The 20689-nt window shown below is 70.5% G+C and carries 5 protein-coding genes and 1 pseudogene; 5 read left to right on the forward strand and 1 reads right to left on the reverse strand.

Annotation, left to right across the window (positions count from 1 at the left end):
• Positions 1-51: 51 nt before the first annotated feature.
• Positions 52-3360 (reverse strand): molybdopterin-dependent oxidoreductase, encoded by a 3309-nt coding sequence (locus ACW9J6_RS16090; protein ID WP_457117493.1) that lies wholly within the window; start codon positions 3358-3360, stop codon positions 52-54.
• A 296-nt stretch (positions 3361-3656) separates the two neighbouring features.
• Here ACW9J6_RS16090 and ACW9J6_RS16095 point away from each other — a divergent pair.
• From ACW9J6_RS16095 to ACW9J6_RS16115, 5 genes and pseudogenes are all read left to right on the forward strand, one after another.
• Positions 3657-4034 (forward strand): annotated as a pseudogene (locus ACW9J6_RS16095) (IS6 family transposase); the annotation flags it as partial.
• A 394-nt stretch (positions 4035-4428) separates the two neighbouring features.
• Complete coding sequence (locus ACW9J6_RS16100; protein WP_457117494.1) at positions 4429-4674, forward strand: hypothetical protein; 246 nt, start codon at positions 4429-4431, stop codon at positions 4672-4674.
• An 86-nt stretch (positions 4675-4760) separates the two neighbouring features.
• Complete coding sequence (locus ACW9J6_RS16105) at positions 4761-8465, forward strand: hypothetical protein (protein ID WP_457117495.1); 3705 nt, start codon at positions 4761-4763, stop codon at positions 8463-8465.
• Positions 8455-9606, forward strand: a complete 1152-nt coding sequence (locus tag ACW9J6_RS16110; RefSeq protein WP_457117496.1) for a hypothetical protein — start codon at positions 8455-8457, stop codon at positions 9604-9606. The genes ACW9J6_RS16105 and ACW9J6_RS16110 overlap by 11 nt, the downstream gene beginning before the upstream one ends.
• The gene (locus ACW9J6_RS16115; protein WP_457117497.1) at positions 9606-20654 is read left to right on the forward strand and encodes a hypothetical protein; all 11049 of its coding nucleotides are present in this window, start codon (positions 9606-9608) and stop codon (positions 20652-20654) included. The genes ACW9J6_RS16110 and ACW9J6_RS16115 overlap by 1 nt, the downstream gene beginning before the upstream one ends.
• The last annotated feature ends 35 nt before the right edge of the window (positions 20655-20689 follow it).

The following is a 20689-nucleotide window of genomic DNA, read 5'->3' on the forward strand; positions in this document are numbered from 1 at the left end:
AGCGTTCCGTCGAGGCCGGCGGACGCTCCAGGCGCCCGGCCCGCCTCCGGCTCACGCGTCGAGCACCACGTCGGAATGCGGGACCGCCAGGCAGGTCAGGCAGGTCCCCGGGTCGAGGTCGGGCACCGGACCGAGATGGGCGACCTCCCCCTCGAGAACCCGGACGGCGCAGCTCTCGCAGAGGCCGACCCGGCAGCCGCTCGGCGGTCGCAGGCCGGCCGCCTCGGCGAGCGCGAGGAGGGAGCCCGATGCCGGCTCCCAGGCGAGGCTCCGCCCCGAGCGCGCGTAGGTGACGCTTCGGGGCGCGAGCGGCCCGGCGGGGAGCGGTCGCGGCGAGACGAAGCGCTCCCGGAAGATCTCGAAGGCCGGGACACCCCGCGCGCGCAGGTCCTCCGTGACCTCGTCCATCATGCGCGCGGGGGCGCAGAGGTAGAAGCGCGGGCGCCGCCGGATCAGCGCCTCCGGCAGGGTCTCCGCCCGGAAGCGGCCCGCGTGGTCGCAGGCGTCGCCCGGAGCCGGCCGGCTGAGATGGGCGACGACGCGCAGGGTCGCGCAGCGCGCGGCGATCTCCTGGATCCGGTCGAGGAAGGGCCGGCGCGCCGCGTCCCGGCAGGCGTAGTGCAGGATCACCTCCGGCTCGCCCGGCGCACCCGTCAACCCTTCGAGAGCGGACAGGAACGGCGTGATGCCGATCCCGGCCGCGATGAGCACGATCGGGAAGGCGTTGCGGGCGGGGATCAGGAAGTGACCGGCCGGCGCGCGTGCGCGCACCCGGTCGCCGACCGTCAGGCCCGCGTGGAGGAGCGGCGAGACCGATCCGCCCTCGACCCGGCCGATGCCGAGTCGATAGCGCCGCGGGGCCGGGGAGGCGGGACCGGTCAGCGAATAGGAGCGCGCCTGCCCGTCGAGGTCGAGCGTGACGAACTGGCCGGCCGCGAAGCCGGGCAGCACTCCGCCATCCGCGGCGGCCAGTTCCAGCGCCACGACGCCCTCCGCCGCGTCGCGGCGCGCCACGACGCACAGGGTGAGCCAGTCGTCCGCCCGGGCCGCGTGGACGAGGTCGACCTCGCACGCCGTCGAGCGCAGCGGCAGCGCGCCGCTCACCGGGTCGCGGAGGCGCTCGCCGACGAGCTGGTTGAAATTGGCGCCGGGCGCGTCGCCGGCCGGCCGGTGGTCCGGCAGCCCGAGATCCGGCGCCCCCTGCCACCAGCCGTAATCGGCGGCCGCGGTGTCGGGGGCCAGGGTGTCGTCGACGGTCGCCACGAGTTCGATCCGTCCCTCGCGCGTCCGGACCGCGACCCGGTCGCCCTCCCGGATGCCGCGCCGCGCCGCCGCCTCAGGGTTCAGCGCCACGAGGGGCGCGGGGCGCCGCCGCCGGAGGGACGCGATGCCGCGATGCTGGCTGTGGCAGAAGGGGGCGGTGTTGGCCGAGAACAGGACCAGCGGATAGGCGTCGTCCGGCTCCGCGTCGGACGCGGTGAAGGTCGGCAGCGGCGGCTGCCCGTGGCGCAGGAACAGTTCCGAGTAGAGTTCGACCCGCCCGGTCTGCGTGGCGAAGCCCGTGTCCCGGTACTTCTCGTAGCGCAGGTCGAGCGGCCGCCGGATCCCTTCCGGGTGCGCCCGCAGCGTCGCGAGATCGAGGCCGAGGGGTGCCAGGAGGTGGCCGAGACCCGCCTCCACGTCGCCGTCGAAGAAGAGGTCCCCCATCCCGAGCCGCCGCGCGAGCTGGAACACGATCCAGGTGTCGGAGCGGCCGTCGGCCACCGGCGGGACGATCGGCTGGCGCAGCTGCACCAGTTCCTGCCCTTCGAGGGAGACGTCGAAGCCGATCCGCAGCCCCTCGTTCTCCCAGGCACTGCTGACGGGGAGCAGGATGTCGGCGGTGGCGGAGGTCGGGTTCGGGAACAGGTCGCAATGGACCTGGAACTCGAGGGCTTCGAGCGCCCGCCGGCCGCGCGCCTCGCCGGGATGCGAGACGAGGAGGTTCGACCCGAACCCCACGAGCGCCCGCACGCGGTAGGGCGTGCCGTCGAGGACCGCATCGTAGAGCGCGGTCGGGGTGATCCATCCGTCCGTCGCCGGCCCGAGGGGCCGCTCGGCGAGACCGAGCGCTTTGGCCCTGATCTCCGGCGGGATCATCGTCACGGCGTGGAGGGCCGGGACGGGCTGGGTCGGCAGGCGGACGTTGCCGCCGCGGCGGTCGAACGCGCCGGTCAGCGCGGTGAGCGTCGCGATGGCGCGGTCGGTCTGCACCGCGTTCGCGTGCTGCCCGACCCCGGTCCAGCAGTAATACGCGATCGCCCCCGCCCGGCCGAGCATCGCGGCCGCGGCCTCGATCGCTTCGGCCGGCACGCCCGTGAGGCGGGCGGCCGTCGCTGGGTCGTAGGGTTCGACGGCTTCGGCGAAACGCTGGAACGCCGTCCGGCAGGCCACGGGTCCGTGCGGTCCGCCGGCCGTGATTGGCTCTCGCGCCAGCCGCCCAGCCTCGCCCGGCCGCACCGGCGTCAGCCCAGCATCCGAGGCCATCGCGTAGGCGTCCGGAGCGTCACGCCAGCCGAGGTCGCGGCCGCGCAGGAACCGGCCGGTGTCGTCGCGCACCAGGAGCGGGCCGTTGCTGAATCGGGCGACGAAGTCGGTGTCGATCGTGCCGTTCCGGATCATGAGGCGGGCGAGCGCCATCGCGAGCGCCGCGTCCGTTCCGGGCCGCACCCGGAGCCAGAGGTCGGCGCCGGCCGCGAGGCCCGCGCCCCGGGGATCGATCACGATCAGGCGCGCCCCCCTCGCCCGGGCCGCCCCGATGGCTTCCGCCTGGGCCAGCCAGGACGTCGCCGGGTTGTGGCCCCAGAGCAGGATCAGGTCCGCGTTGCGGTAATCGGGCGTGGGAATGCCACAGCCGAACGTGAAGGCGTGGGCGTGATCCTTGTGCCAGTTGCAGATCTCGGTCGAGTAGCAGGTGTTCGGACTGCCGAAGCCGCGGATGAAGCGCTGGATCCAGTCGATGCCGTCCGACAGAGAGGACGAGGAACCTGACGTGACCGCGAAGGCGACGGCCTCCGGCCCGTTCTCGCGCCGGATCGCGTCGAGCCGGTCGGCGATCGCGTCGAGCGCCTCGGTCCAGCCGATGGGCACGAAGAGCGGATCGGCGGCGCCTTTCGGCGCGGTCCGCCGCAGGGGCGTTGCGAGACGGCGGGCCGAGTGGACGATCTCGGGGGCGGCCCGCCCCTTGGCGCAGATCGCCTGTCCGGTCGGGTGGGCAGGGTTCGGATGCACGGCGACGAGGCGGCCATCCTCGACGTGATTCACCGTCCCGCACCGCGAGCGGCACAGCGTGCAGAAGCCGACCTTCTCTCGAACCGCCATCGTCCGCATGCTCTCTCAGGTCGAAGGGCCAGGAAGGGTCCGGGGCGGCGCGGATCCGCCGCTTCGGCCCCGCGCACGCAGCACCTTAGCGCGCGGTGCGGTCGTGCGGGATGGGGGCGCGCGAGGGGCCGGCGCATCGACCGGTCGGCCACCGAACCTCGGCACGCGTAGTGGGATGCACCACTGTCGCACGATGGTGCGACAAGGCCGGGCCTGTCGCAAACGCGAACGGATCCCCGCTCAAGGATCGTTAACCACACCTGCCCAGCCTGCCGCCTCCGCCTTGGAGCCGGCCCATGATCCTGTCCGCCATCGCCGCCAAGCTCAAGCAGCGCGCCAAGGCCGACTTCAGAGGCCGGCACGTCGAGGCGGCACTCATCGTGCAGGCGGTCGCCTGGTACCCGCGCTACCCGCTGAGCTATCGCGATATCGAGGAGCTGTTCCTGGAACCGGGTCTGAGGGTTGACCACTCCACCCTGAACCGCTGGGTGCTCGCCTACGCGCCGCTGATCGAGAAGCGCCTGCGGCAGTTCCGTCGGCCCCAGTGCGGCTCGGTCCGGATCGACGAGACCTCCATCAAGGTGCGTGGCCAGTGGCGGTATCTCTACCGGGCCATCGACAAGCACGGCGCGGCGGTCGACGTCCTGCTCACCGCACAGCGCGACACCGACGCAGGCGCCGCTCGATGGCAGGCGCGTAGGTCGGCACCCACCGGTTGATGGTGGAGTGGTCGACCTCCATGCCCCTCTCCAGGAGCATCTCCTCGAGGCCGCGGTCGCTGAGGGCGTGGCGCAGGCACCAGGAGACGGCCTGCACGATCAGGCTGGCCGCGACGTGCCGGCCCCGGCAGTCGCCTTGAGCCTGTCTCTTCAGATTAAGGGCGAGGGCGTTGAGGATCAGGGGCCAGCTCCGAGGCGGAGGCGGCAAGCCGGGCAGGCACGGCTGACGACACGTGAACGGCGGCGCATCCGAGGTTGCGACAAGCCTAGCCTGGCAGACTGATCGAGCCGATTCGACCGGTCGCCCGGGTGGAAATCCTCTCCAGCTACAATACGCACTGAGAGGCAAGTGAACCGCAGAGCGGTGATCGCCAGCGCTTTAGGAAATTTTATCATTCGAATTATTTTAAGCAAAAAGCCTTGCATTTATATAGTTGTTGGGACGCCAGCGGATCAATATGGCGAAACAGAAGCAAATTTTGATCGTTTCATCTGCGCAACTTTCGGGATTTTCGAGCCTGTGTGGTTTATCAATGGCCGGCAATCGACCCGGAATGTCCATGTGAGTAGGAACAAAATTGTAAAACGCGCTTGACTTTGATCTGATTAGACAGATCAGATACGGCAGCCTGGACGCTCCACCTTGCGCGACCGGTCACGCTCTTGAGCGGGAGGCAAGCCGTGGGCGCAGCTGTGTTCAGCCAAGTGGCTGGTCAGCCTCGACTCTACGTGTCCGCCGACGCGGCGTCCCCGAGGCCGTTCGGCTTCCTGGCCTCGGCGATGAGCGGCGCCACCGCGACCCTGGCGGACCTCTGGTCGCTGGATCCCTCTGGCGTCTTCTTCAACCTGTCCGCCCCGACGGCGGCCGCCAACTGGCCGCAAATTGAGAGAAACCTGCGCCAGTGGCTGGCGGAGAGCCCCGATCCGGGGGGTGGTCTGCGCCTCTTGTGGGTCGATCTCGCGGATGACGGCGCGACGCCGGCGGCGGTGATCCCGCTCGTCGCCTCTCAGCCGACGGCCGCCGGCGCGAGCCTCCTGACCGCTTCGCTGAACCTCGATTTCCGAGGCTACGGCCTCGATCTGCCGATCGGGGCGGGTCTCGCTCCGACGCCGACGGGCGATGCCCTGGAGATCTCGGGTCCGAGCCTGTTCGCCCGCTCGGGCAGTCGTCCGGAGAGCTACGAGGTCGTCCGGGACGTTGTCACGATCCCGGTGGCGGGGGCGCGAGCCGGAAGCCTCTCCTTCTGCCTCGCCCTGGTCAACGACGGCACCGACGGGCGGCCGAGCGACTTCCGGCGGCTCGACATCGGCGTGCGCTACGGCTGGCGCGCCGACGGCGTGCGGGTCGCGTTCCACACCGTGCCGACCCTCGCACAGCCGGCTGGCACGACGTGGCTGTGGGGCGTGCTGGCGCCCTTCGATCGAGCGACCCCGCCGCTCGGACGGCTCTCCTTCCTCGCGCCGGACTCAAGCGCGGCACCCGGCCCGGTCCTCGCTTCGAGCTACGTGACCTGCGAGGGTCGGGCCGTGATGCTCACCCCGATCGGAACAGGGGACCGGGCCGGCGGCCTCGTTCTGGCTCGTCAGCCGCTGTCGTCGTCCACGGTCTCTGACGCGCCGTTCACCACTTACCTCACCCCGGACGGCGATTTCGCGGTGACGGCCGGTGGTGGCGCGGCGCCGGCCCCTCGGATCGTCTGCGGCCTCGGAGTGATGGAACACGTCACCGGCGCGCCCGCGGACCGGCTCTCCTTCTCGCTCGGTCCGGCCTTCCTCGACAGCCCGGGAGCGGCGTTGTCGGGCTTGGCCACCACCGCCTACGCGGTGCCGGGCGGCTCCGGCGGCGGCGGAGCGGTCTACTGCGCTCAACCCGAAGCGGCGCCCTTCTACGGCGACGCCACGGCGTCCGGCTACCTGGGTCTGATCGACGTGCCGGCCGCCGTCATTCCGGCAGCGCTCGCCGCCATCCCGATGCTCGGCCACGCCGGGCTCGAGGACGCGGCCGCCATGGAGGCCGCGGTCTCCGTTGAGCAGAGGATCCTCGGGCCCGCGCGCGCTGCCCTGCTCGCCGCCGTACCGGTTGCCGGACCGCCGCAGCCCCTGCCGGAATGGGGGCTGACGCCCCAGGGCCTCGTGGTCGGCTTCGACCCCAAGAGCCTCGGCGACTGGCAATGGATGGGCGTCGCCAACGTCGAGGGCACGAGCCGGCCGGACATCACCTTCGACCGGGTCGGGTCGCCGTTCCGGCAAGCGATGCAGGCGGCCGCCCCCTTCGTCGTGCTGGCCGATCCCGACATCGTTCTGGCGAGTGCCACGGTGCCCTACCGGCTGAGCGGGCCCGCCGTCGATGCGCTTCGGGCCAGCCCGCCGGCCTGCTTCTCCGGCTTCGCGGAGTGGAGCGCCCTGTCGGCCTTGGCCGGCACCACCTTCCCCGACGAGGCGGCGTTCGACGCGGCGGTCGAACCGCTCCTCGGCACCGGCCCGGAACCGCTCCGCGACCGGCTCGACCTGCTGCGCCGGCTGGCCGGGCAGATGCGGGTCACCCTCGACGATTGGAGGTTCGATCTCGCGCCGCGCACGTGGCCGCCGGCACCAGCGAGCGAGACCGGCGACGGGCAGGCCGAGACGCGCCACGGTCTCATGATCATCAAGCTTGATCGCACCGTGGCGCTCCGGGAGTGGATCGATCAGCTGGAGAACTCCGCCTGGCCGGCCGCGGCGGTCCTGCCGGGCGGCACGCTGAACGACACGGCCGACGTCCTGCGGCAGGTCGTGGCGACCGCCCAGGCCCGCTACGCGGCCTCGAGGGACCCGGCCAACAGCCCCTACGCGCATTTCCTCGGAACCGTGCTGATCGAGCCGACCTGGGTCGGGACGCTGGTGCTCAACGCGGCCGTGCCGCTCGATGCGCTCCCGGACGACCTGCGGGTGATCCGCGCCGGCCTGAAGCCGGAGCTGTTCTACGCGCACCACATCGGCTTCGAGCCCGGCCTGGTCGGGCTCGACGGCGACGCCCTCGCGCTGACCCCCGACCGCATCTTCGGCGTGATCGACTACGAGGACACCGCCGACTTGACGGCCGATCCCGGCAATCCGGTCGACTTCCAGTTCAAGGCGTTGCATCTGACCGCGGGCTTCGCGCGATCACGGCTGACGACGTTCTCGAGCCAGGTCGAGTTGTGCGTGGGCCGACTCTTCGACGCCGTCGCCCGGAAGTACCCGACCCAGCGCGGCAACAACCTGATCCTCGACGGCGTCAAGGTGATGGAGGCGGGCGACGACGGCGTTCTGCGGGTTGGGTACCGGTTCGGTACGACGCAGGAGAGCGACTTCCAGCTCGCCGGCTGCGCCCTCGCCCTCGTGAGCGTGACATCGACCTCCCTCACCCTGAACGACGCTCTCTCGATCGGCAACGTCCTGGTCTCCGACTTCACGCTCGCGGGGGCGTTCCAGTTCCAGGCCGCGACGGGCTTCGACATGTTCAGCTACGGACCCGCGCCGGCGCCGGCGCCGGCCCCACCTCCCGCCGCCGCACCGCCGCTCTGGGCCGACACGCCCTTCGGCCCGGCGCGCGTGATCGGGCACGTCGAGGATGTCCGCGCCGCGCGAGCCGCCAAGGAGGCGCGCCGCGCCGCCGACGTCACGGCCACCGACGCGGACGTCCCGGTCAGCGCCCTCGCCTACCGGGGCCTCGTCGTGCGGATGACCTTCGACATGAACCAGCCGGATCCCAAGCCGGTGTTCGGCGCGTTCAGCGAGGACGCCGCCTTCGATCCCGCCGCCAGCACGCCGCGTCGCGACGGTCTCGCCAACCGTTTCCCGGCCGTGCCAGCGCGCTTCCTCAAGGGCGGTGCCTCCGGCCAATCGCCGAAGGACATGGGCTACGTCCCCGTGATCTGCGAAGTCCAGCAGGCCTCCCTCTCCGGCCCGTGGTACGGGCTGGAATACCGGTTGGACCTCGGGACGCTCGGAAACCTCGGGGGCTCGGCCGGGATCCCCGTGACGCTGCTGGCCGCCTGGGGCATCGACCCCGACGCGGAGGTCGCGCCGGTGTTTCTCGGGATCAAGCTGCCGGGTGCGGGCGCGTCGGGATACGAATTGGCCCTGCAGGGGGTGCTGCGCCTCGGGTTCGGAGCGGTGCAGATCGACACCTACCCGGCCTCGGACGGCGGCGTTGGCTACCTGATGCGGCTGCGCGACTTCGGCCTGCACCTGATCGGCCAGACCTTCCCTTCCGGGCATATCAACGTGCTGATCACCGGAGCCCCCGGCGCCGGCGGTCCGACGAAGCTGGGCTGGTTCGCCGGCTACGCGGAGGACGGCGGCGGGCCGACCGGCCGCGCCGCTCTCCGCCGCCGCATCAGGACGCCGCGCCGTGGCCTATGACCTCTACTACACGATGCTGTTCACCGATCAGGGCATGGGCAACCTGGTCAGCATCACCAACCGCGGCCAGAACGCGATCCAGTTCTCGGCGCTGATCGACTTCGGCACCGCCCAGTCGTCGCTGACGAAAGAGTCCGTCGATTTCATGGAGCGGTATATTCGGGGTAACCGAGCGGCCAACAAACCAGGGCCCGATCTCGACCTGGTGGTCGTGTCGCACCAGGATAACGACCACTGGAGCCTGTTCCCGAGTCTGATCGCTCGGTTCGCCAACAGCAATCCGCAACTGCGGATCGGCACCGTGACGTTCGGTGGCAACTTCGCCAATTACAGCGAGGGCGCGAAAGCCGCCGTCAACCAGTTGTGGGGTCTGGCGCCTGCAGCCGGCCGCATCCTGCTGCCGGCGACCGAGATCTCCGCCTATGCGGCGAATAACCCGCAAGCCCCTCTCGCGCAATTCCCCGCGAACAATCCGGAAATCACGTTCCAGCCCGTGATCGGCAACGTTCCGGCGGTTGCGAACAAACCAGACATCGTCGCGAACACGGTCTCACTGCTCATTGGTGTTTTTTGGGTGGAAAACAACGATACATACAATGTTCTACTGCTGCCCGGCGACATGACATCTTGCACGATTTATGGACTTTACAAAATGCGAGATCGTCTGGGTCGCATGAAGAATACCTACACGTTGAGTGTGCCGCATCATGGCTCCCATCGAACGCTGTCAGACAACTATAACTCGACCATTGCAAGTCGAACTTTCACATTTGCGAGTTGGTTCGCCGGTCAAATCACCCCGAACAGCCTCGGCATCAGCGCCGGTTTTACGAGCAATCACCGCCACCCCTACCATTCCGTCATAGAAATTTTCCAGGACGATGTCATTGATGGCTTTACTGCTCATAATTATGTCGCTTATGATATCGAAAACGCGGGTTATCAACAATACAATACGACAACGGGGATATTCACAAATTACAACGACATACCCGCCAATTGGAATCAGAAAAGGAAAAATAAGAAGCGAAAATACGATCCCGGAAATGTCGCGGGCCGTATCGTCGTGAAGATCATTCCTGGAACAATCACCTACTACAGTCTGCCGATCGATTCAGCGTCCAACCCGGGGCTGGCGTGATGTCTGCCGACGCGATCCTGCGGCTGCTGCGGGAGGGGGGCTCGGACGGCCTTCGCCTGGGTCGGAGCGGCGTCGCCGAACTCGACCGGCTGGCGCGCGTTCTCGATCAGGACGAGGTCGTCCTGATCGCCCCCGAAATCATTGGCCCTGAGGGCGGGATCCTGCGCCTGCGTGCGCGGACGCGGCTCGACGGATGCGACGTCGCGTTCCGCGCCAGCCTCACGGCGGAGGCGGCCGGTGACGGAGAGGCCTTCGTCCGGTTGCGCTTGGCCGCGGAGGGCCCGCAGACCCTGGCGCAGCTCTTCGGTCCGGATCAACCCAAGAGCGTGGTGGCGGATGCGGCCGGCCACATCGTCGCGGTCGACAGCATCCTTGGCCCGCTCCTGGTGGAGGACGCGACGCTGGTGGTGTCCAGCAACGGCAGCCAGGGCAGCTTCACCGGCAGCTTCGCGGTCGACCAGCCCAACGGGAGCTACGGCCTCGCCCGCTACACCCCCCTCCCCCTGGCGCGCACGGTAGCCCTGAAAGGCGCCTGGAGCGGCCCGGCGACGGGCCGCTCCTTCACCCTCTTCGGCAGCTCAACCGCCGGTGTGACGCTGCCGGACTTCGTCACCGATTACGGCCTCAGGCTGAGCAACGCCTACGAGGTCACCGGTGGGGGAACGACCGATCCCGTTTCGGGCGCGGCCTTCTACCTGACCAGCAATCTCGACGGCGCCGTCCTAACCGTTCCCCTGCTCTACAACGATGGCTATTGGTCGGCCGACCTCGCACTGACGGAGCACGTGACGCTCGCCGAGGGTGCGGACGCGCTGATGCGTCTGCTCGGTGACGGGGCCGCAACCTGCCTGGTGCTGCCGCCGGGCCTCACCTTGCTGTCCTCCTTCTCCCTCGATCACCTACGCCTCGGTCTGGAGACGGCGGGTCCCGGGCAGATGCCCGCGTTGCGGATGGTCGGGGTCACCATCGCGTCGGACGCCACCTGGCAGCCCCCGATCCCGCTGCTCGGCAGCATCGGCGGCATCGGCGCGCAGATGATCTATCAGCGCCCGGTCGGCGATGAGCCGGGCGTGATGATGGCCACGGTGTTCGGACGGGTCACGCTCGGCAAGACCCCACCGGGACAGATCGTGCTGGAATGCAGCGTCGGCCTGCCGACCTTCGACATCGAGATCTTCCAGCCCGACGGCGAGACCGCCGACCTGGGTGCCTTCCTGGCGGCCACCACCGGCGCGACCCTGCCGACCGGCTGGGCCGTGACGCTGTCCAACCTGCGCGCATCGGCCCTGATGGCGGAGCGCGAGTTGCACGCGGTCATGGACCTGACCGGAATCGTTCCGCTCGGCGATCCCGCCACTCACCCCGAGATCGCCCTTACGGAACTCGGAGGCCGCATCGACGTCTCGCCGGACCACACGGCCACGGCGCTATGGGCGCAGTTCACCATCGGCGGCGCCGGCACTCCCGGCGCCGGCATCCCGTTCGACATCGTGGCGGCCTACGACACGGCCACGGGTGCCTGGACCTTCTCGGGCGGGCTGCTCGCCGGGACCAAGGCCGCGCTGACCGACATGGTCCTGGCGCTGACCGGCGAACCGGCCCCGGGCTGGTTGCGGGCGCTCGACCTGGCCGTCACCGACCTCTGGATCAGCTATTCCACGGCCGAGAATCATCCCTACGGCTTCACGGGGGGCATCGAGGGCAACCTGCCGCTCAGCGACGTCCTGGGTTACGACATCGCCATCGCGGCAACCGCCCAGATCGCGCGCGCGTCCGACGGGACGACCTCTCGATCGCTGTCCGGCACCTTCGCCATCGCCGACGTCATCGTCACCGCCACGGTCGCCCTGACCGATCCCAAGACCTGGGAATTCCAGGTCCAGTGGGGCGGAACGCTGTTCGACGCCGTGACCGTGCCCGTCACCGATCCCGCCGACGGCAAGATCTACAACGTCATCCGTATCGGGCTCTCCGGGGTAACCCTCGGGGATATCGTGTCCGATTTGATCCACATGGTCGATCCCTACCTCGACTCGAGGCTCGATCCGCCCTGGGATCTGCTCAACACCATCGACTTGTCCCGCGCTCGCTTCACCATCGATGCCAAATACTCGACCCTCGCCGTGGAACTCGACGTCGGGTTGTCGCTCGGCTTCATCGACGTGACCAGCGTCGCGGTCGTCTACGACCGCGGCTCGCCGCGAGGCACGATCACCTACCAGGTGCAGGGCGCGTTCCTGGGTCGGACTTACGGCGGGGCGAACCCGCTGACCTGGGACGCCATCGACGGCTCGCCGCCCGACGTGCCCTCGAAGGGCAAGTCCCTGCTCGACATCCACTACATGGGGCTCGGGCAGCACGTCGAGATCGGTCCCAACGACGGCACCGTGCGCGGCGCCCTCGCGGCGATGCGCGAGGTGCTGGTTCCGAGCGACGGCCGCACCAACCCGATCCCGGCCGGGGCGTACGCCGCCGATGTCGGCTGGGTTGCCGGGCTCGACCTGACCCTGATGGGCTTCATCGGCCTCGGCTTGGTGTTCGAGGATCCGAGCCTCTACGCCCTGCACGTCGCCCTCTCGGGCGAGGAGGCCAAGGCGCTGGACGGCCTCGCCGTCGAACTGATCTATCGCAAGATCAGCGACGAGGTCGGCGTCTTCCACATCCAGCTGACCTTGCCGGACGCTTACCGGCAGATCGAACTCGGAGCGGTGTCGGTCACCCTCGGACTGATCTCGGTCGACGTCTACACCGACGGAGGCTTCGAGATCGATCTCGGCTTTCCCCACGGCGGCGACTACAGCATTGCCTTCACGGTCGAAGCCGGCATCTTCCTGGGGCGGGGCGGACTCTATTTCGGCGTTCTGGAGAGCGGCGGATCGAGCCGCGTGCCGACCGGCACCAACGGCCAGTTCGCGCCGGTGATCGCGGCAGGGGTCGGCTTCGCCGGCGGCGTCGGCCGCGACTTCGACGAGGGGATCCTCTCCGCCGGCGCCTTCGTCCAGCTCGAGGCGATCTTCGAGGGCGTGCTCGCCTGGTTCCATCCCACCGATGCGGCCCAGCCCGTCGACATGTACTATTACTGCCGCGCCACGGCGGGCATCGCCGGCCAGATCTACGGGTCGGTCGATTTCGGTATCGTCTCCGCCTCCGTGACCATCAGCGTGCAGGCGACGGCGACGCTGGTACTCGAAGCCTATCGCGCCACTCTCGTCGACCTCGATGCGGAACTCTCGGTCAGTGCCTCCGTGCACTTCCTGTTCTTCCACGTCTCGTTCAGCTTCGACATGACGTTGCGGCTCGACTTCCAGATCGGCTCGGACGCGACCGCGCCGTGGCAGCTGACGGCCGGATCGAGCGGCGACGGCGCGGCCAGGGCGGACCGCATCTTCGCGCGCCGCCGCCGCGGCGCGCGTCGCGCCATGGACTTCCAGCGCGACGCCTACCTGTCGCAGCGCAGACAGCTCGGCGAGTCGACCGGATTGCACTGGAAATGCGGCGACGTCATCGTCTTGCCGGACGGCCCCGGCAAGATCCCGGCGACCATCGTGCCGGGCCTGACCCTCGATGGGGTTCCGGTGCAGTGGGGCACGCGGACGCCGCCGTCGGCCGCGACGGCTCTGGTCGACTTCGTACCCGCCACCGTGGGCGACGCGGAGGGCGGCGACCCGCTCGACGTGCTCGCGCAGACGCTGCTGCGCTGGGCGTTCGTGGCCGCGGGGCAGCCAAAGTCCGGCGGTTCGGTCGATCTCGGCGCGCTGGCGAACCTGAACGCGCAGATGACCTCCGACGAAACGCAACGGGCGTTCTCCTGGAGGGCGCTCGACATGCTGTTCGGCCGCAACCTGGAATTCGATTTCCAGGACTTCACCGGCGATCTCGTCACCGGTTTCGTATTGCCGATGCCGCCGGTCTTCCAGCGCACGGACGGCGTCGCGCGCCAGCCCGGCGTCGACTACGGCACCCACACCCCTCTTTCGGAACCCTACGAGACCGCATTGGCCGCCTGGCTGGCGGCATTGCGGGTCGACCAAGCCACCGCCCCGTCCCGGTCGGCCGGCGGACCGCGATCGGAAGCCGGCCGGGAATCCTTCCCCACCATGATGTTCCGCGCCTACCACCTGGCGCTGACGAAAGCCGTGGTCGGCGAGGCGGCGGCAGTCGCGGGAGCCTGGACGGCGCGCATCCCGAGCGGCGGATCCCTGGCGGACCTGGCGCGGACCTTCCAGCCCCGTGCCGTGACCTACGTCAAGTCCGCCAGCGACACGCTCGACACGGCCGCCGCCCGCTTCGGCGTCTCGGTCGACGAGTTGGCGTTTTTCGATCCCGGCATCGCCGCCATCTTCGCCGCGGCGGCGGCGGGTGCCGTCGTGACGTTCCACGTCGGGGTGACGCCCGAATCGATCGCCGCCGGCAATCCCAGCCTGCCCCTGAGCGCCGGCCCGGGGCATCCGCCCGGCGGGACCGTGACGCTCGACCTCGCCCCGCTGGTCTGGCTGACCGTGGCGGGCGACACGCTCGCCGCCATCGCGGGCGGCGGGATCGGCGGCTGGCTCGCCGAACCGGAGGGCATTGCGGACGACCTCCTCCTGCTCCGGTCGGGGGCCGATCTCATCCCGACCGGCTTCGCCTGGGCGGGCGGCGGCGCTCTTGCCGCAGCCCGGCGCGACGCGATTCTGTTCGTGCGCCTCATCGACACCGACGCGGTGTCGGCCATCGATGCGGCGCTGGTCGCCGAGTGCTCGACCCGGATCGCGGCCCTCAATCCCGATCTCTCGTTCGACGACCGCGGCCGCCCGGTCCAGCCCGTCGCCAGGATCGTCGTTCCCACGGATCGCGGGAGCGGCACGGCCTCCGATTGGCCGGTGCAGCCGGGCGACACCCTGTCCCGCCTGAGCCGTGCGGTCGCCCTGACCATCGACCCGTCGAGTGGGCGCGGCTTCGCGGCCTTTGCGGCAGCGGTCGACGCCGCCAACCCGGTTGCGGGAGCCCCCGTCGTCCTGCCCGCTTCGCTCGGCACCGTCATCCTCGCCAACGAGAGCCTCGCGCAGCTGGCCAACCGGTTGCTGACGTCTGTCACGGATCCGCGCTTCGCGGCCATGATCGGCCCTGTCCCGATCCTGTCCCCCGGGCGATCCCTCGTGGCACCCAGCAGCCCGCGCGTCGTCGCGGCCGGGACGACGTTGCAGCAGGTCGCCACCACCTACGGCCTGTCGCTGGAGGCGCTCGGCGCGCGGATCGGGGAGACCGAAGGGCTGTTCGCCGACGGCACCGCCGTCGCCGTCGCGCACGCCGCCTCGCTGCCGACGGAGGCGCTGATCGCCGAGACCCTGCGGCGGGGCGGCGCGCGCATCCGGGCGCAGATGTCGCGCTTCATGCTGCACGGCCTGCGCCTCCCGGAACCCGCCGCCGACGGATCGGGTCTCGGCCCCGGGCTCGTGCCGCTCGCTCAGTTGATGGGAACGCAGGTGCCGCTCGAGGCGCTGCGCCTGCCCGACGGCGACTACGCCGCGCAATTTGCCTTCGGAGAGATGGGCGAGCGCAACTGGATCTCGCTGCCCGATGACCAGAGCACGACGCTGAGCTGTCGGCTGACCGCGGCGGACGTGACCAGCCACCAGCTGGCCGATGTTCTGGCCCCGGCCTTCGTGGATCCCGACGCGCCCGTCACGGCGGCTCCCCTGGCCGTCGCGCTGCCTCGGCGATGGGACCTGTCGCAACGCATCCTGTGGCTCTGCCCCGCCTGGCCCGCCATGCTGGGATCGGCACCAGCGGATGGACGATCCCCCTCGCTGTGGCCGCTGCCGGACAGCCTCCTGGCCGCCCTCGCCGCGACGCCGGCCGGTGAGAACCTGAACCTGTGCCGGATCGATCCCAACGCGGCGCCCGGTGCCTCCCCGCCCGATCTCCTGTCGCGCTGGTGCGCGGGCACCCGCATCGATCTCACGATCCGCCAGACCAGGGCGCCCGAAGTCTACGAGGTCGTCGCCGTCGACACCGACCACCAGGACCTCCTGCTCGATCTCTGGCAGGCCGTCGCCGCGGCGCAGGCCGACGTCGAGATCGACATCCTCTTCCAGCCTGCCGCAGCGGGGGAGCCGACCGGACTGACCTCTCTGCTGCTCGGGGGATTGCCGACCCTTCTCGTGCAGTCCAACCTGTCCACCGAGTCGAGACGCGACGCCGTCGCGGTGGCCTCGGCCTCGGTGGCGCTGCTCACCGATCCGGCCGATTTCCTGCGCCTCGTCTGGGAGTGCGGCGTGGTCGGCGGCGGCGGTTACTGGCTGCGGATCGGCACGGCCGCCGACCAGGCCCTGCCCTCGTCGGTGTTCGATCGCAGCGGCCGAACCCGCCTGACCCTCCTGGTCGCGGAGACCGGCCCCGCGGGCCGGACGCTGCAGAGGGTCGCGTCCTACAACAACGTCGTGGCGATCGGCGACGCGGTCTCGCCCGCCACCAGCCATCTGTTCCTTCAGAATCCCGATCCCACCGAAGAGCGCTTCGTCGCTGCGATCGGCGTCGGGCAGGCGTCTTTCGTGTCGGAAATGGCCTCCCCGGCTGGTCATCCGGCCCATCGCCGCGCCGACGGCGGGCTCGACAACGACGCCGACCTGCGCACCCGCCAGACCTTTCAGCTGCTCGGTTACCGGCTCGCCGAGAACGACGTCTTCGCGGCGAGCCCAATCGGCCTGCCGATCGGGCCCGCCGATCCGGACGGCGAGGGCACCACGTGGCAGTTCCGACAGGTGCTGCCGATCCATCGCTACGCCAAGTGGGTCCCGACCCCATCCGTCGACGGACTTCCACCCGGTCGCGACAATGTCTACGCCGGCGTCGTCGCCGATCGGCGCGGCGACCCGGTCTCGGCCACGGTCGAACTGTGGTTCCAGGATGTCCACGGCAACGCGACTCTGGGCGCGCCGACCGACGTCGTCTCGCCCTCGGCCTCGCGGCTCGCAGAGGACGGCGGGGTATTCTCCCTCGCCCTGCCCTCGGTCTACACGGACGCCCTCGTCGGCCCGGACCAGTGGCCCTCGACCGTGGCCGATTTCCGCGTGACGGGCGCATGCGCACGCCCCGAGCTGGAGATCGGCATCGCGCTGAAGCTCTCGGCCTACAGCCCGGCGAGCGACCAGTTGACCGCGTCCCTCTCCGACACGATCGGGCGCCACAGGGACCGGTTCGCGCAGATCTGGTATCAGCTCCACCAGCCGGACGTGACCGCCCGGCTGGACTCGACGCTGTTGATCGCCCCCCAGGCGGTCGAACTGGCGCCGCTCCGCCGGTTCGCGGCGGCCGCCTACGTGTTCCTGGGGGCGATCGGCCGGATGGCCGGCGACACCGCCGCCGCGCGTTGCGCGACGCTCGACGCGATATGCGCCGCCTACGGTCTGGACTACGGCGACCTGGCGCGAGCGAATGCCGGATTGATCCTGGGTTCGCTCTACGCCCAGTGCCCGATCCCCACCTGCGTGATCGCCGCCGCCGGTGCGTCGGTCGAGGACCTGTGCGGGCCCGCCGCGGCGGCGGTGCTGAGCGACCCGGCCAACGGCGATCTGCCCCTGTCGGCCGGCGTCGAATTGCGGATCAAGCCGGTCACCTTCACGGTGACCGAGGGGACCCTCAGCGCCATCGCGAAGGCGCGCGGCTGCAGCGTCGACAACCTGGCTCAGGCCAGTGCCACCCTGCCCTGCCTGGCCCCGGGCCTCGTCCTGAGGGCCTATGATCAGAGCGTCACGACCGGCAAGGACCTCGCCAGCCTCGTGGCCGTCGTCGCGGCGCTCCGCGCCGCCGGCGCGCCGGTCACGCTGCTCGACCTCGCCCGGACCTACGCCGACCAGGCCGGCCTGGTCGCGGCAGGCGTGTCGATGGCGTGCGACGGCTTCCTGATCGTTCCTGGCCAGACCCTCGAGGACGGCAGGACCGGGCTCCCGCAAGCGACCCTCGGCCCGCTGAACGTCGCGGTCGTCGACCTCTTCCCCGCCGGAACACCGCTCGCGGGCGAGCCCGGCGTCGCGACGGCGCAGGACCTCGCCCGCCCGATCACCACGGTCGCCCGCAGCTACGGTTTGACACCCGAGCAGCTGTTCGCGGCGTGGGGCCGGACGCCCTTGAAGGATCCCACGCTGCTGGCATTGCCCGGGCGAGCGATCCTGCCGGACGAGGCCGCTGATCTGCGGGTCACCTACGCGATCCGGCCCGGCGATACGCTGGAGAGCGTCGCGAGCCTGTTCCCGGGCGCCACGGCGTTGACGCTGGTGGACGGCAACTGGGCGCTGAGGGGAACGTTGCGGGCCGGTGTCGCGGTCGAGATCGGGACCGCCGTGGTCACGACCGGGGCGGATGACGGCTTCGCGGCGCTGGCCGCGCGCTTCACGCACCTCGTGTCGGCCGCGGAGATCGCTGCCGCCCTCGCCGGGAAGCCGGGCGTCCTGTGCGCCGGGGCCTCGCTGCTCTGCCCGTTGCCGGCGGCTCCGACGGGGGGAGAGCTGAGCCTGCAGGCGCTTGGCACCCGCTACGGCGTCGCGGCCGACGAACTGGCCGTGGCGAACGCCGCCCTCGCCGGGTGGATCGCGGCCGACGCGGTCTTCCACCTGAACGGCAAGACGGTGCCGGACTCGGGGAGGGGCGACCTATCGTCCTTCTCGCTCGCGAGCGTCGTCGGGGCGTTCGCCCAACAGGGGGTGGCCACGTCCATCCGCGAGGTGATCGCCGCCAACCTGACCGGACGGGTCATCGCCGCGGGCAGCCGTTTCCTCCTGCCGCCCCCGCCCCTCGCCCTGTCGTGGAACCTGCCGATCGGGGCGGCCTATCCGCGGGCCATATTCCCGCTCACCACGACGCTGACCTTGTCCCGCGATCGCGCCCTGGTCGCGCCGGCCCTGCTGATCAACGACGACGCGGCGGCGACGGCGGTGACGCGCGTCCCGCCGCGCGCCACGGCCTCCGGGTCGGGCAGCCTCGGCTATCTCGCGTTCGCCACCGCACTCGAGACCGCCCTGCCCGAGCTGCGCGTCTGCGCCGGCGCGAGCGATGCCGCGACACAGCGTGCCGCTCCGCTCTGGGCCGTCGCCGGTGGCACGCACGGCCTGTCGCGGCTGCAGGTGACCGCCACCCCGGCCTTCCTCGGCCTCCGACCGCTCTACCCGCAGCCGGTCTCGCGCGACGGCGTCGTCTTGGTTTCGCCCGCGGCGGGCGGCCGCGCGTCGACGCAGACGTCGATCCGCAACGCCGACGTCGAAGTCTGGGCCCTCGCCTTCCTGTCGGACGTCGAGACGTTCCTCGATCCCGCCCACGCACCTCGGATCAACGACGCCGCCGGCACCGCCCTGCAATCAGTCCTGGCCGCCAAGCCCGCCCTGGCCACGGCTGTGGCCGCGGGACTGGAGAACATGTTCGTGGCGGGCGACAGCCCGGCCCGCCAGGCCGCCCGCCGCGCGCTGGCGCAGGATCTCGCGCGATCGCTGACCACCGGCTGGGAGACGGGCCCGATGCTGCAATATGCAGCCGCAACGGCGGCGCCACCCGGACAGTCGAACCTGCGCATCCCCGTCGTGCCCAAGCTCGCGACCGACACCGGCGCGTCGGTGGCCAGCGGCGCCCGGAAGGCGGTGATCACGGGCGGCGCGGTCGATTTCTCCGAACCGGAGGGCTTCCTGCACCTCGACGCGGCTCTCGCCGCGGGCGATGATCCCTGCGTCGCCCTCGATCTCCAGGCGCGGATCGCACAGGTCGAATTCGCCATCTCGGCCGTCGCCGGAACCGCCTACGACACGTCCCAGTGGCTGTCGTTCGTTCACCCCTTGCTGGACGATCCCCTCCCCGGATGGAGCGTGGATCTCGGTCGCCCAACCGTACCGGCGCTGGCGCGCAGCTACCCGGCCGCGCCTCTGCCGATCAGCCAGGCCGCCCGACCCGACCCGACCGCCCCCCCGGGGCTGGCCGGCGCGCCCTACTGGCAGTACCAGATGGTGTTCAGCTACGCGGCGGCGCCGCAGGACCAGATCGTGTTCGGGGTCGTCCTGAACGCTCCGCCTCCCGCGCCCCGGACGCGAGGAGGCGAGCCCGGTCTGTTCGACGCCCTGGCGCATTACCAAGCAGCGCGGGCGTCGATCTGGAACGACATCGGGGGTGGCGACCTCGCCTCGGGGGCGGTCGCATTCGCCGCCCAGGTGGCCCGGATCCTGCCCGTTTGGCAGTCCCACTGGAACGATGCGGAGCGCGACAGGCGCCTGGCGCAACTCTTCAAGGTGGGCACGCCTCCCCCGGGCAGTCCCGCCGCCGGCACAGGCATGGCCTTCACGGCCACCCTGCGGCACGCGCTCGGCATTTACACCGAACTCGTGCTCGAACCCGATGAACCGAGCGCCGTGTCGGACGGGTGGCCCGACATCGCCGTGCTGGCGGACGGTCTCGCACACGCGCTCGTCCCGTTGCCGGTGCAGGCCGGGCGGCGGGTCTACCTGTTCCCACCCGGACTGACGCAGCCGGTCGGCGCGACCCTGACCTATCAGGTGGGCCTCGGTGCGCTGCACGTCGCCCAGTATCAGGAGGCCTACGGCGGCATCGCCGTGGTGCGGAACCGCGCGCTCCTGGGACTCGAGGCGCCGCCGTTGCTCGAAGACTTCGTCTACCGAACTCCTCCGGTCGTGTTTCCCCACTCGGTCGCGCCGTACCTGTCCTTCGCGGCGCCGTTCGACGGCGGGCCGTGGTCCGATCAAGAGAGTGGGCCCTTGGCGGCGATCCTGGCCCAGCTCCTCACGCACGCCGGGTCGTCGCTGACCACGCTGTCCGTCGAAGTCCGCGCGGACCAACCGTCGATCTCGCCCGCCCTGCCCCTGCGACTACCGGTGGTCTATGCCCCCAAAGCCGGATACCCGGACACACTGGTGAACGATCTCGCAGCGCAGCTCGCGACATGGGCGGCGCAATGGCAGCCGCCCCTCGGCCAGTGGGAGATCATCGTCACCGGTTACTCGACACTCCCGGACAGACCCGCGGAGCCGCTCCTGTCGATCCGCTTGTTGTTTGGGATGGAAGCGTTCACTTGATGACTGTCCGCGCGTGAGTTCTGGGTGGCGCGCCG

Source organism: Methylobacterium sp. JK268 (assembly GCF_054052225.1).

What these genes read in the sequence shown, in the direction of transcription:
- ACW9J6_RS16090 (WP_457117493.1), bottom strand. Translation starts at nt 3,360, where the DNA reads ATGGCGGTTCGAGAGAAGGTCGGCTTCTGCACGCTGTGCCGCTCGCGG.
- ACW9J6_RS16115 (WP_457117497.1), top strand. Translation starts at nt 9,606, where the DNA reads ATGTCTGCCGACGCGATCCTGCGGCTGCTGCGGGAGGGGGGCTCGGAC.